Source organism: Rhodococcus sp. FH8, from assembly GCF_019266085.1.
GTDB classification, from domain to species: Bacteria; Actinomycetota; Actinomycetes; order Mycobacteriales; family Mycobacteriaceae; genus Rhodococcus_F; species Rhodococcus_F qingshengii.
The window spans coordinates 69,193-81,677 of record NZ_LPNQ01000077.1; the positions used below are offsets into that span (position 1 = coordinate 69,193).

Genomic DNA, 12,485 nt, shown 5'->3' on the forward strand with positions numbered 1-12,485 from the left:
ATCGGCAGATCAGACTGTCGAAACAGTCTGGATCAGGGGAGGTTTCAGCTCTGGAAGCTGAACGGGTTGTCGACGAGGGCGTTGGTGCCCACACCCTGCAGGGCGTGTGCGGACGTTGCCTCGGCAACCGGCTCGAAGGTGAACGGGTTGTCGACGAGAGCGTTGGTGCCGACGCCCTGGAGTGCATTGGCCGGAGCCGAGTTGGAGATGCTGTCGAACGAAATGTTGCTCATTGTCATCCCTTCCGTAATGGAAACCATTTCCATTACGATGCCACCGTACGAAAGATCGCCACGGAGAGCAACAGGTACAAGAGAGTGCATACATGAGCGAGACCCCGACGACGGGATCCGTCGAAGCGCAACCACATGTCTTTCGGGACAGATCGTTTCGATTGTTCTTCACGGCTCGTACGATTGCCGTAGCCGGTGCGGCGGTCACCGGAGTGGCCATGCCGATCCTGGTGTTCGACATCAGCCGGTCTCCGTTTCTCACCTCGCTCGCGGCTGCGGGGACGGTTCTGCCGTATCTCGTGTTCGGCTTGTTCGCCGGCGCCGTGGCAGACCGAGTCAACCGGCGGACGGTCATCCTGTGTGCGCAGGCCCTAGCTGCACTTGCTTTGGCGAGTATTCCGGCAGCGCAGGCACTCGGCGTATTGACGGCGTGGCATGCCGTCGGCGTATCGATGTGCATCGGAACGTGTTTCGTGTGGTTCGACGCCGCTGCTTTCGGAGCGCTGCCTGCTCTGGTCGGTCGGCAGAGGATACCGGCGGCCAACAGCGCGCTGTGGACGTCCAGCACGCTGATCGATGTTGTCTTTCCGGCGATAGCCGGCGTGCTTGTGGCCTCGATCGGCCCGGCCTACGCATTGGGTGCTGATGCACTGGCTTACGTACTGGCCGGGCTGGCCATGGCCTCGATCGGAGCCTCGTTTTCGATGACTCCTGCGGCGCCGAAGAAGTCGGGAACCGGAATTGCGCGTGACATACGCGAAGGCCTCAACTTCCTCTGGCAGTCGCCGCTTCTGCGGGCCTTGACCGGCGTCGGCTTCGTCAATTCGCTGACGCAGGGTGCGGTTACGGCGCTCCTGGTGGTGTACGCATCCGAGAGGCTTGGGATTTCGACGTCGAGTCCGATGATCGGCGCCGTGTGGACGGCCGTCTCCGTGGGTGGAGTGGTCGGGGCAGTCTTGCTCCCACGCCTACCGGCGCAGTGGCCGGTCGGGGCGATCACGGTCGGGGCGCTGACCATCGGCCCGGTGGTGCTGTTCGTCGTTGCGACAACCGGCAATACCGGCGCCGCGATCACGGCGCTCGTCGTCTACTCCGGCTGTGCGACCGTCACCATCCTCAATGGCATCGGTGCACGTCAGCGCCTGACTCCAGATCGTCTGCAGGGGCGCGTGAACACCACGGCGAGGATGGTCGCCTGGGGTGGTTCGCCGGTCGGCGCCTTGATTGCCGGGGCAATCGCAGGACGCTGGGACATCGGCACCGCCTACCTCGTTGCGTGCATCTTTGCGCTGGTCGGGGCGCTCTTCGCGTGGGCGAGCGCGCTGCGGACCGACCCTTATCCGCACAAATGAGCATGTGACTATTAATGAAAACGACTGTCGTTATGGTTAGATCCACCTGTTCATGACTGCGAACCCCACCGACTCAGGAGTGCGATGACGCTGACCAGCGAGGCAGCACCACGAGTGCCGTCGTGTCCACATCCCGTCGGTGAGCGCGGGTACGTCCCGTTTCTGTTGGCCACGGCGGTTGTGCTTGTCGCGGTCTCCACCGTCGCGGTGTGGTCGGGTGCCGCGTCGGTGTCCTTTGCCGACGTGTTCGCGGTGTTGTACGCACACGTCGGCGGTCCGCCGGTCGACCCGCTGCTCGATCGGATCGTGTGGGGATTGCGGGTACCGCGCATTCTGATTGCGGCATTGGCGGGCGCCGGATTGTCGTTGGCCGGCGCCGTGCTGCAAGCGTTGGTGCGCAACCCGATTGCCGATCCGTACATTCTGGGCGTGGGTTCCGGAGCATCCTTCGGTGCAGTACTGATCATGACGACCGGCATCGGCACCGGCCTGTCGATCGGTGTCCCGGTGGCAGCCTTCCTGGGGGCCATGATCTCCCTGATCGCGGTTCTCGTACTGGGTCGGCGAGAGGGAATGCTCGTCCCGCTGCGCATGGTCCTGGCCGGAGTTGCCATCGGCTATCTGCTCTCGGCTGCAACAAGTTTTGTGCAGTTGCGCGCCGATCCGAGTCAGCTTTCGGGAGTGCTCTTCTGGTTGCTGGGCTCGGTGAGCGGGGCCAGTTGGTCGGATCTCGGTGTGCCCGCCGCGGTGATCACCGTCTGTGCGGCAATTCTGTTGACACAATCGCGCCAACTCAACGCGTTGGCCATGGGAGACGAGAGCGCGCAATCGGTCGGCGTGGACGTGCGCCGTACCAGGTTGCTACTACTGGTGATCGCGTCGTTGCTGACCGCGGTTGTCGTATCCGTCGCCGGGGGAATCGGTTTCGTGGGGCTGCTCGTGCCGCACGCCGTACGACTTCTGGTCGGTTCCGATCACGGCAAGCTGCTCCCCGCGACCGCGTTGGTTGGTGCCACCTTCCTGGTGATCGTCGATCTTGCGGCTCGGATGTTGGATGCGCCCAACGAATTACCACTCGGGATCATCACCGCCGGATTGGGTGCACCGTTCTTCCTCTGGTTGCTTCGACGGGACGGCGGTGCGCAGTCATGAGATTGTCGGCCAGCGGAATTCACGTCGTTCGGGGCGGACGCCTCGTGGTTTCGGGTGTAGACCTCGAAGCGCCCGAGGGAAGCGTGGTCGGACTCGTCGGACCGAACGGCAGTGGAAAGTCCTCCCTCCTGCGCGCGTTGTATCGCTCGATGAAGCCTCGAAGCGGAATCGTGAAGGTGGACGAGGTGAATGTTTGGGACGATCTCTCGCCTCGATCGGCGGCACGCATCATCGGTGTTGTGGGGCAGGAGCATTCATCCGATTTCTCGTTCAGTGTCCGCGAGGTGGTTGCAACGGGTCGGACGCCGCATCACAGCGCGTTCTCTCGACTCGGTGAGATCGACCGAGACATCGTCAGCGCAGCACTGGTGCGAACCGGCATGCAGGGCTTTGGATCACGTCTCTTCGCCGAACTGTCCGGCGGAGAAAAGCAGCGTGTGATGTTGGCCCGGGCGATCGCTCAACAACCGTCGCTGCTGGTCCTGGACGAGCCCACCAACCACCTCGACATCCGTGCTCAACTCGAATTGATGGAATTGGTCGCCGAACTCGGTACCACGACGATTGTCGCGATCCATGAACTCGCCTTGGCCGCAGCGTATTGCGACTACGTCTGTCTGCTCTCCGGCGGGGTAGTTGTCGCGACAGGACCAACGGCCGAGGTCCTCACCGAGGACCTGCTGTCCGAAGTATTCGGGGTTCAGGTGCATCTCGGCACTCATCCGTTGACCGGGCGCCCCCTGCTTTCGTTCGCCCCTCCGCTCCTACACACGAAAGAAGCAGTGTCTTGAAATCCTCGATACGTACTGCCGCGCTGTTGTGCTCGGCCGTTACCGCCACCGCAGTACTGACCGCATGCGGAAACTCCACGGCGGATTCGGCGGCGTCGTCGTCCGAGAAGATCACCGTCACCAATTGTGATCGCGAGGTCACGGTGCCCAAGACGGTGGAGCGGATTGTCTCGCTGTATCCGTCGATGACGGAACTTCTCATTCAGCTCGGCGCCGCCGACCGCATTGTCGGACAATCGAATACCGACCTCTCTCCTCCCAGCCCCGAACTCGCTGATCAGTTCGCGGCCGTGCCGGTACTGAGCACCGGAGTTCCCGCGAAAGAAGCATTGCTCGACGCCCGTCCGGATCTGATCGTCTCCGACGGGGAATACTGGTTCGACGGTGACCGATTGCAGACCATGGACGAATTGCGTGACCTCGGCATCCCGATCTTCGTGAACAGCGGCTACTGCCACAAGGCCGTCACCGAGGGGCGGATCGACGACGTCTGGTCCGACCTCGACGGTCTCGGCGCCTTGACCGGAACTAGTGACGCGGCAGCAACCCTCCTGGCCGACGGCAAGAAGTCCCTCGCAGCAACCGAGGCATCTGTCGCCGGGCAGGAGCCGGTTCCCACTGTGATGGTTCAGGTTTCGGAGGGACAGTCCTATGCTCTGGCCAGGGGCCTCTACAGCAGTGTGCTCGAGGCCGCCGGGGGAAGCAATCTTTTCGAGAACGACCTTCCCGACGGAAAGTACTTCGGCCAGGTAGCCACGGAATCGGTGCTCGCGAAGTCGCCGAAGGCTGTCCTCGTCGTCTACTCCACCGAGTCGGCTCGGGAATCCACCCTGGATGCTGCGCGGACGGCATTTGCCGGAACCCCCGCCGCGGCGTCGAATGCGATCTTTGCCGTTCCGGAGGCGTGGTTCGCCGGCGAGTTGGTCTCGATCGACGGGGCCGGCGAGGTGTCTCGCCTGCTGCACCCGGGTTCGTGACCGCACTCGATCGCATCGAGGCCGTCGTATCGCTGCATGCAGTGTTGGACCGGACGGTGAGTCCGTCGGAGCTACCGTTCGACGAGCACGGACTGCCGCCGGTGACGTGTGAATCCGTGGAACTGCCGGCCGCGACGCCACTGCCGGCCTGCGGGTTCGCGGACGTCTTGCAGGCACGGCGGAGCCGCTACGACCCCGCACAGACGGCACTCCGAGCAGGCGAGCTGTCAAACGTGTTGCACCACAGTGTTGTCAGCAGCCCGACGGCGGGCGGGATGCGCGAACTGACGCTGTCGTTTGTTCTCAGCCGACCCGGAGACGAGCTCGGAGCCGGGGTATACCGATATGCCCGAGGCCGTGCCGAAGCTGTCCGGCCAGGCGACGTGCGAGAGCACCTTCGAGCGAGCCTTCTCCAACCCGAGTTCGTCGACGTGTTCCCGGTTCTTCTGTTTGTGGTTGCCGACGTGGAAGCGCCGCTCGAGAAGTACGCGATGCGGCACTACCGCACGATGCACGTGGATGCCGGTGTGCTGGTTCAGAATCTGTACCTCGTGACCGAGGCGATGGGACTTGTGGGCTGCGCCATCGCAGGATTCACGGATGCGCGAGTGGCATCTCTGTTGAATCTCGCGACGACGCAGCTTCCCGTCATGGCTTTTGCACTCGGGCGGCCCAGCTAGGTCAGGCGAGGATGCGCGCCTTCTGGGTCTCGAACTCGGCCTTGGTCAATACTCCCGCATTCTTGAGTTCGCCCAGCTTGGTGAGCTGTTCGAGCTTCAAGTCCATCGATGCTGCCGGAGCTGCCGGAGCTGCCGGAGCTGCCTGCGGTGGCAGGGGTGGTAGATCGGGAATCGGAGGCACCGGCTGGGCCTGCGCTGCGCGAGCCTGATCTTCGGCGGCCCAACGGGTCCGCTGACGGCGCTGAACATTGCCGTGAATGGAGCTTGCGACGGCTACCCGGCCGGCTCGCCTCAAGAAACTCATGCGTCCTTCTCCGTATTGCCTGGTGCGGTGTTGTCGAGTGCGGTGGCAAGTTCGTCCAAGCTCAGGTGACCTTCGGTGACAATCTTTGCGCCGCTGCGTGTCCACGCGTCGATCACCGGCAGTATGGCCAGTTCCTCGTAAACGAGCACGGCGGCAACGCTACCGGTGGCCAACTCGTCACCAACGGCGGCGATGTCGCCGGCGTCGAGCAGTCCGGAGGCTGCGCCGTCGAACTGCGCCAGATCGAAATCTGCGAGTTCGAAGGTCGATGCCGGTACGACGGCCACTGATCCATCGGCGGCTTTGGTGACGAACTCGAGGTCGAGGATGCGGATCACGCCGGAGTCGACGAGAATGAGCAGCTGCTCGAATCCTGCGGAGGTCGGTGCACCGCCGGGAAACTCGACGGCAACGTATTCGATCGGACCGAATTGGTCTTGGTTGGACATCGGTTACTTCTTGCCCTTCGTGGGTTGCGGTTCTTCCAGAGCAGGTACTTCGTCGGGCATGCGGCCGGCCGGAATGATGGCGAGCAGGGAGAGTCCGGCGAGGACGAGTAGCGAGGTTCGCAGGGCGCGCAAGCGCGCTTCGGTGTTGATCCGGATGGCTTCGTCGATCTGTGCTTGTGTCGCCGAGGTGTTTTCGAGCGTCACGACGAGTTGATCGTTGGGGACGAAGTTGACCTGGTCGAGATTGATCCCGGACTCGACCTTGAGTGATGCCGGGATGGTGGGGTTGTCGATCAGCTGCGAGCTGACGAGGGTACCCAGGATTCCGACGGCGAACACGCTGGCCACCGCGATGCCGACGCTGCCGGACATGTTGTGTACCAGTCCCCGCCAGGCACCGACGTCGCCGGCCAGTTCCTTGGGGGCTGCGGTGAGGAGGGTGTTGAACACCAGCGCAACGATGGCGCCCTGCCCGAGGCCGAGGGTGATCAGTCCGATGACGACAAAGATCTGATGCCAGTCGCCACGAATGGTGAAGGCCAACAAGATGAGTCCAGCGGCAACGACGACGAACCCGGCTCGTGCGATCAGACGCGGGGAGTACGTCTTGTACAGACGCGCGACGACGGTACTCGCGATGAAGATCGAAAGTGTGTACGGGATGATCGAGAACGACGTCTGCAAGCTGCTGCGGCCCTGGATGATCTGCATGTACAGCGGAATGAGGAAGTTGGCCGCGGTTCCCACGAACATCATCGTCGCCATGCAGATCGTGGTGGCGCGCTCGGCGCCGGTCTTGAGGACGTCGAGGTTGAAGAGCTGAGGCTTGTTCTGCGCCTTGCGGCTTCGCGTCCACTGGAAGAATCCCTGCGCGCAGATGGTGCCGAGGACGATCAGGATGGCCGCGGGTGAAACACCGATGACCGAGAACGGCGCAGCGTCGGTGGCCAGGATGACGCCCCACGAGTTCAGGCCGCTGAAACCGAAGCTGAGCAGGATGACGGCAACGGCAGCAATGGCGGCGCCGGCCCAGTCGATGGTGATGTCCTTCTGCGGGGGAACAGGTTTGACCCGGAAGCTCAGGATCAGGTTGACCACCGCGAGAGCCACGACGAGGGCGAACGAGTATCGCCACCCGATCGTCGTCGCGAAGGAACCGGCGATGAGCAGCGCCAGCACACCGGCCGCCGGGATTGCTGCTGCCAGGTAACCGATGGCCTTTGCCTGCTGATCGCCACTGAAGTTCGTGGCGATGAAGACCGTCAATGCGGGAGCGATGAGGGCGATCACGGCGCCGGATGCAGCTTGCGCCACGAACAGCATTGCCGGGCTCTGACTCAGGGCGACCGCGGCCATTGCGAGGCCGTGAATCGCGACGGCAATCTGGAAGACCAGACGCGTTCCGTAACGGGCGCCGATCTTGGCCCCCAACAGAATGAAGGCAGCCATGGCGAAGGTGCCCGCGGTGATCGCGGTGCCGACACTTGTTGCGGGCGTGTCGAGATCGGTGGTGATGCCGGCCATCGAGACGGTCAGGGCGTTGACGGCGAACGACGCCTGAATCTGGGTGAGGACCACCACGATGAGTGGTAGCCAGGAGGCGGTGCTCACGGCGGCCGTTGTGGCGGCCGCGCCAGGCTTTACGGACATGATGGGTCACGCCTTCCTCGACACTGCGTGTACTCGCGACGTGCCCGGATCAGCCACGCACGGCTACATTAGCCGGAATTGTGCTGAATGGTCGCCTGCAAGTGGTTGGTTTCTTCGCGGTAGACCACCATCTCCCGGTGCAAGGCGCGCCGGAAGCGCGGTTGCTCGGCCAGGAGTACGGCCAGCACGGTCAGCAACAGCCACGTCGCGGCCGCGCTCGCGAGGAGCAGCAGGACCGGAATCCACGGACCGCCCATCTGCTCGAGCAGCGTCGTCTTTGCCCAGACGCGCCAGTAGAGCATCAGATTGACGATCAGTCCGACACCGTACGAGATGACGAAGGACAGCAGGAACTGCTTCCACGTGCTGTCGTGGCGCCGCGCCGTCATCGGTTCTGCTCGCAGCGGCAAGCTCACCGACATCACGTTCGCGACGCCCAACCAGAGCAGGATCATGGTCAGCACCTGGCCGCACGCCTTCACCAGGTCGGCACTGCTTCCGGAGCGCCACGCGAGGACGGCGCTGAGCAGGAACCCGGCGCTGCCGACGAGAAGCAGCATCACCGCGTTTTTCGCGACCAGTACGTGCCAGAGTCTGGTTCCACCGGACAACGCAGCACGGACGCGGCCGGCGTCGAAGCTGAGCGCATTGGTGCACACGACGCTTCCGACCACACCCGAGAGTGCATACAGCGCAAGGTAAGGCAGTCGATCTTCCTTGGTGTCCCACTGGAAGAGGCGAATGAATGCCAGGTACGCCAAGCCCATTCCGAGGCTCAGCCCCAGCCGAAAAGCGATCGACCGAGGCTTACCACTCACCACGTGCCGTGCTTCCTCACGGATCCGGGAGCCGAGATCCTGCACATGCCGGACGACGGGGTTGCCCGAGTTCAGCGGGACGTAACCACGGATCGCGGCGGCGACGGTATCGGTGTCACCGGCATCGAGCGCGGCGACGCGTGCTTCGAGAACCGCAAGGTGGGCGGCGCGCAAGGCTATCCGTGCGGTGGTCACCGCGGCGACGGCGTCGGCCTCGGCCTGCGCGGCGGTGCCGATGCCGGCGTCGGCGGGCAGTGGCGGCTGCAACGTCGTGATCAGTTCGAGTTGGCGCGCCATGTGCGGCGACGGTGACAACCCGCTGTACGACGGTCGGCTCAGCGCTGATCGTTCGTCGTCGAGCGAATCACGGACGGCCGCGGCAGCCTTGCGGACGGCTGCCGGGTTGTGCCAGCGCACCGACCGGGCGTCACGCTCGGCGGCGACGGCCCGGGAGGCAACCTCGGTCAGATCCTCGACCGCTGTCAATGTCTGCTCCACTCGGTTTAGGTTGGTTTCATGACCACCAACTCGGAAAAGGAAGATCTCCAGCGGTACCTGCAGGCAGCACGTGATGCGCTCGTCTGGAAGCTCGACGGGCTGTCGGAGTATGACATTCGGCGCCCGATGACCCGGACAGGGACCAACTTGTTGGGTCTGGTCAAACACATGATCGGCGTCGAGCTCGGGTATTTCGGTCCGACGTTCGGCCGTAGGGTTCCCGATCTCCCCGCGTGGTTGCGTTCGGAGGAACTCAACGTCGACATGTGGGCCCGCGCCGACGAGTCCACTGCCGACATCGTCGAAACCTATCGCCGCACCTGGGCTTTCGCCGACGCCACGATCGAGGAGCACGATCTGGACGCCCCCGGCTTCGTGAAGCACTGGCCGGAGGATCGTCGCGACGTCACACTGCACCGGATACTCGTTCACGTTGTCACCGAGATCCATCGGCACGCCGGCCACGCGGACATCGTGCGGGAGCTGATCGACGGCGCCGCTGGGATGAAGGCGGGCGACAACAATCTGGCTCCCGGCGATGAGGCGTGGTGGGCCGAGTACACCGACCGTCTGGAGACGGCGGCACGCGAGGCCCACCACGCTTGAACTACTCGAATACCGCTGCCGCGCCGATCACCACGACAACGATCACGAAGTTGATCAGTAGCAGTGGCCAGACGAAGCGCAGGAACTTGTCGTAGCCGACCTTCGCCATGGCCAACCCGCCGACAACGACGACGTTGGTCGGGGCAACCATCAGCATCAGGCCGTGGCCCATCTGGAAGGCGGTGATGACGAGTGCTCGGCTGACTCCGGCGAAGTCGCCCAGCGGCGCGAGCAGCGGCATCGCCAGGGTGGCGTGACCGGAACTGGACGGGATCAGGAACGCCAGCGGGATGTTGACGAGCATCACCAGGATCGCGAAGACCCCCGCCGAAGCGCCGCTGACCAATTGCTCCATCGCGTTGAGGATGGTGTCGAGGGTTTCGGTGTTGGTCATGATCACCGAAACGCCGCGAGCGAGCAGGATGACGATCGCCGGTCCGACCATGTCGCCGGCTCCACGCGTGATCAGGGAGACGATCTTCTTCTCACCCATCTTCGCGACTATGCCGACGAGAACGGCGGCGAGGATGAACAACATCGCCAATTGCGGGAACCACCAGTTCAACTCGAACCAGTAGGGCTCGGTTGCCGTGACGTGGTACGCGTCGTACTCGGCCGGACCGGCGGTGGCGCCGAAGATGCTCGACCACGGGATGACGGAGAAGATCATCAGTCCGAAGGTGAGTCCGGTGATGAGCAGTACCAGCTTCTGAGTTCCGGTGAGCTTGCCGTCGATGTCCACCGGCTCGGCCGACTCTTCGTCTTCGTCGTCCGCGATGTCGAAACCGACAAGCGACTTGGACGGATCCTTCTTCACCTTTGCGGCGTAGCGGAGAACGAATACCACTGCCACAGCGGTCAATACGATCCACAGGATCACGCGCAGCACGATGCCGTCACCGATGGAGACGCCTGCCTCACCGGAGGCGACGCCGATCGAGAACGGATTGACGGTCGACGCCATGTTTCCGACCAGAGCGCCGAGGATGATCATGGTGGCCGCGACCATGCGGTCGTAACCCAGTGCCGTCATCAGCGGTATGAGCAGGGCGTAGAAGCCGAACGTCTCGACCGAGAAGCCCATCGTCGAACCGAGCAGCGAGAACAGCACCATGATGACGGTGATGAGCAACCAGCCCTTGTCGCTGAGCTTGGTAGCGAGTTGGGAGACAGCGGTTTCGAGACTGCGGGTGGCAAAGCTGACCGAGATGAACGCACCGAGCGCCATGATGAAGAGGACTACGCCGACCGAACCGAAGAGCCGTCCGATGTTGTCGGTGTCGACGAACCCGGTGATCGAATCCTGGACGCCGTAGAGGCCGTTGACGGGGGAGAGGATCAGTTGCTGGATTCGTTCCCAGAACGACAGCGGAGACGTGACGGTTTCGAAGCTGCCGGGAACGGGTGAGCCGTCCACGTCGACGCCGAAGCGTCCGGCCGGAATGAACAGTGCTGCAATCCATACCAGGACGGTGACGATCGCGAGCATCGTGACCGCGCCGGGGAACTCGAACTTCTTCTTGGCCGGAGTAGGTGCGGACCCCGTGTCGGTTTCGGTGCTCATTTCTTCCCCTCGAAGGTGTCGGCGTACTCCTGGAAGAACAGTGCTTTGGCGACGACGGCCTTCTCGAGCTCGTCGAGCAGGACGCGTTCGTTGGGGCCGTGGATGTTCGCGTAACCGTCGGTGGCGCCGAACAACAGCTTCTCGGCGGTGGGCACTGCTGTATCCAAGGCCATCACGAGGGGGATCGAGCCGCCGCCTGCCATCAGCCCGGCCGGCTCACCCCACGACTGCGATAGTGCAGACAATGCCGCGTCGAAGGCCGGTCCACCTTCGGCTGCCGCAAACCCGTCGCCGGTTTCTCCCGCGGTGACGGTCAGTTGCAAACCGAAGGGGCGCAGGGCTTCCAGGTGCCGGACCAGAGCAGCCTGCGCCTCGGTGGCAGGTTGGCGCGGGTGTACGCGCAGATTGATCACGGCGCGGGCCGTGCTTGCGACGGCGTTGACCGCACCGTCCACAGGGGGAGCGTCGATTCCCGTCACGGTGATGGCCGGGCCCGACCAGATGCGTTCGCCGATGCCGCCGGTTCCGAGCAGCGGAAGCCCGTCACGGATCTCGGCGAGGGTGCGGAACTCGTCCTCGGTGTATGAACTGCCGGTCCACGGTTCGCGCATGAGGCCGTCGACCGCCACGTCACCGTTGTCGTCGTGCAGCGACGCCAGTGCGCGGATGAGCGCGAGGCGGGCGTCCGGTGCGGCGCCGCCGTAGAGGCCGTTGTGCTTGTCGGCTCCGAGAGTGGTGAGTTCGACGATCACCTGGGCCGATCCGCGCAGTGCGACGGTCAGGGTCGGTGATCCGGGTCGAACGCTCCCGACGTCGGCGATGACCATTGCGTCGGCCGCAAACAATTCGGGGGCTTCCGGCGGATAGTTGTCGAAGGGGCTGCCGAATTCTTCCTGGCCTTCGATGACGAGCTTGACCGTCACTGGCGGCTTTCCGTCGAAGACGCGAAGCGCGCCGATCATGCCGATGACGTTTGCCTTCGAATCTGCCGTACCGCGGCCGTAAATCGCGCCGTCACGCTTGCTCGGTTCGAAAGGCGGTGAATCCCAGAGTTCGACGTCGTCGGCGGGAACGACGTCGTAATGCGAATACATCAATACGGTCGGGGCTCCCTCTGGACCGGGAACTGTTGCAATGATGACCGGCGCAGTTTTACCTGTTATTTCGAGTTTCTCTATCTTCGTGACTCCGGACTTCTCCAATAGAGAAACGATCAGGTCGTGAGCCTCGAACAGGGGCTCGCTGGGGAAACCTTCTGTTGCTATCGACGGAATACGAACAAGTTCGACGAGTTCCGACTCCAGTGCCGGCATCAAAGCTGCAACTGTTTCCTTGATTGTGGAATAGGAGGGCGAGGCGGATTCTTCCGGCACGGAATTGACTCCTTCTGGGAAAGGCGAAAAACATTAGA

Annotated in this window: 13 protein-coding genes; 6 read left to right on the plus strand and 7 right to left on the minus strand. The window is 63.4% G+C overall.

From position 1 onward, the window contains the following. Positions 1–44: 44 nt before the first annotated feature. Positions 45–233, minus strand: a complete 189-nt coding sequence (locus ATN38_RS22040) for a streptamidine-related RiPP repeat protein (protein ID WP_047272767.1) — start codon at positions 231–233, stop codon at positions 45–47. A gap of 92 nt (positions 234–325) precedes the next feature. Here ATN38_RS22040 and ATN38_RS22045 point away from each other — a divergent pair, with 92 nt between their 5' ends. The 5 genes from ATN38_RS22045 (at position 326) to ATN38_RS22065 (ending at position 5,185) form a co-directional block, all read left to right on the plus strand. Continuing rightward, positions 326–1,585, plus strand: coding sequence for an MFS transporter (locus ATN38_RS22045; RefSeq protein ID WP_054827487.1), 1,260 nt, complete (start codon positions 326–328; stop codon positions 1,583–1,585). A gap of 84 nt (positions 1,586–1,669) precedes the next feature. Next, the gene (locus ATN38_RS22050) at positions 1,670–2,737 is read left to right on the plus strand and encodes an iron ABC transporter permease (RefSeq protein WP_047272720.1); all 1,068 of its coding nucleotides are present in this window, start codon (positions 1,670–1,672) and stop codon (positions 2,735–2,737) included. After that, positions 2,734–3,528: an ABC transporter ATP-binding protein gene (locus ATN38_RS22055; protein WP_042920629.1), complete on the plus strand. Its 795-nt coding sequence runs from the start codon at positions 2,734–2,736 to the stop codon at positions 3,526–3,528. Before ATN38_RS22050 ends, ATN38_RS22055 begins: the two co-directional genes overlap by 4 nt. Then, positions 3,525–4,505, plus strand: a complete 981-nt coding sequence (locus ATN38_RS22060; RefSeq protein WP_064113842.1) for an ABC transporter substrate-binding protein — start codon at positions 3,525–3,527, stop codon at positions 4,503–4,505. Before ATN38_RS22055 ends, ATN38_RS22060 begins: the two co-directional genes overlap by 4 nt. Continuing rightward, entirely contained in the window at positions 4,502–5,185 is a 684-nt protein-coding gene (locus ATN38_RS22065; protein WP_030535875.1) for a SagB family peptide dehydrogenase, read from the plus strand. Before ATN38_RS22060 ends, ATN38_RS22065 begins: the two co-directional genes overlap by 4 nt. A 1-nt stretch (position 5,186) precedes the next feature. On the opposite strand, the gene ATN38_RS22070 is transcribed toward ATN38_RS22065, so the two are convergent. The 4 genes from ATN38_RS22070 to ATN38_RS22085 all read right to left on the minus strand — a co-directional run bounded on the left by ATN38_RS22070 (position 5,187) and on the right by ATN38_RS22085 (position 8,904). After that, on the minus strand, positions 5,187–5,489 hold the full coding sequence (locus ATN38_RS22070; protein WP_218748667.1) for an SHOCT domain-containing protein: 303 nt from the start codon (positions 5,487–5,489) through the stop codon (positions 5,187–5,189). Then, positions 5,486–5,938 carry a DUF6325 family protein gene (locus ATN38_RS22075; RefSeq protein WP_218748673.1) on the minus strand — a complete coding sequence of 151 codons (453 nt, stop codon included), beginning with the start codon at positions 5,936–5,938 and terminating at the stop codon, positions 5,486–5,488. Before ATN38_RS22075 ends, ATN38_RS22070 begins: the two co-directional genes overlap by 4 nt. Before the next feature lie 3 nt (positions 5,939–5,941). Then, a complete protein-coding gene (locus ATN38_RS22080) occupies positions 5,942–7,588 on the minus strand; it encodes an MFS transporter (protein ID WP_054188693.1) in 1,647 nt (548 codons plus the stop codon). 68 nt (positions 7,589–7,656) lie between these two features. Further along, on the minus strand, positions 7,657–8,904 hold the full coding sequence (locus ATN38_RS22085; RefSeq protein ID WP_218748675.1) for a hypothetical protein: 1,248 nt from the start codon (positions 8,902–8,904) through the stop codon (positions 7,657–7,659). Positions 8,905–8,922: 18 nt separating this feature from the next. Here ATN38_RS22085 and ATN38_RS22090 point away from each other — a divergent pair, with 18 nt between their 5' ends. Further along, positions 8,923–9,510, plus strand: a complete 588-nt coding sequence (locus tag ATN38_RS22090; RefSeq protein WP_003944177.1) for a DinB family protein — start codon at positions 8,923–8,925, stop codon at positions 9,508–9,510. Between the two features lies 1 nt (position 9,511). On the opposite strand, the gene ATN38_RS22095 is transcribed toward ATN38_RS22090, so the two are convergent. Together ATN38_RS22095 and ATN38_RS22100 are read right to left on the minus strand one after the other, a co-directional pair. Next, positions 9,512–11,074, minus strand: a complete 1,563-nt coding sequence (locus ATN38_RS22095; protein ID WP_218748677.1) for a YfcC family protein — start codon at positions 11,072–11,074, stop codon at positions 9,512–9,514. Continuing rightward, entirely contained in the window at positions 11,071–12,447 is a 1,377-nt protein-coding gene (locus tag ATN38_RS22100; protein WP_080726737.1) for a M20/M25/M40 family metallo-hydrolase, read from the minus strand. Before ATN38_RS22100 ends, ATN38_RS22095 begins: the two co-directional genes overlap by 4 nt. Positions 12,448–12,485: the final 38 nt, after the last annotated feature.

Coding starts and splice junctions, on each gene's coding strand:
- ATN38_RS22040 (WP_047272767.1), bottom strand. CDS start 233: ATGAGCAACATTTCGTTCGACAGCATCTCCAACTCGGCTCCGGCCAAT.
- ATN38_RS22045 (WP_054827487.1), top strand. CDS start 326: ATGAGCGAGACCCCGACGACGGGATCCGTCGAAGCGCAACCACATGTC.
- ATN38_RS22050 (WP_047272720.1), top strand. CDS start 1,670: ATGACGCTGACCAGCGAGGCAGCACCACGAGTGCCGTCGTGTCCACAT.
- ATN38_RS22055 (WP_042920629.1), top strand. CDS start 2,734: ATGAGATTGTCGGCCAGCGGAATTCACGTCGTTCGGGGCGGACGCCTC.
- ATN38_RS22070 (WP_218748667.1), bottom strand. CDS start 5,489: ATGAGTTTCTTGAGGCGAGCCGGCCGGGTAGCCGTCGCAAGCTCCATT.
- ATN38_RS22075 (WP_218748673.1), bottom strand. CDS start 5,938: ATGTCCAACCAAGACCAATTCGGTCCGATCGAATACGTTGCCGTCGAG.
- ATN38_RS22080 (WP_054188693.1), bottom strand. CDS start 7,588: ATGTCCGTAAAGCCTGGCGCGGCCGCCACAACGGCCGCCGTGAGCACC.
- ATN38_RS22090 (WP_003944177.1), top strand. CDS start 8,923: ATGACCACCAACTCGGAAAAGGAAGATCTCCAGCGGTACCTGCAGGCA.
- ATN38_RS22095 (WP_218748677.1), bottom strand. CDS start 11,074: ATGAGCACCGAAACCGACACGGGGTCCGCACCTACTCCGGCCAAGAAG.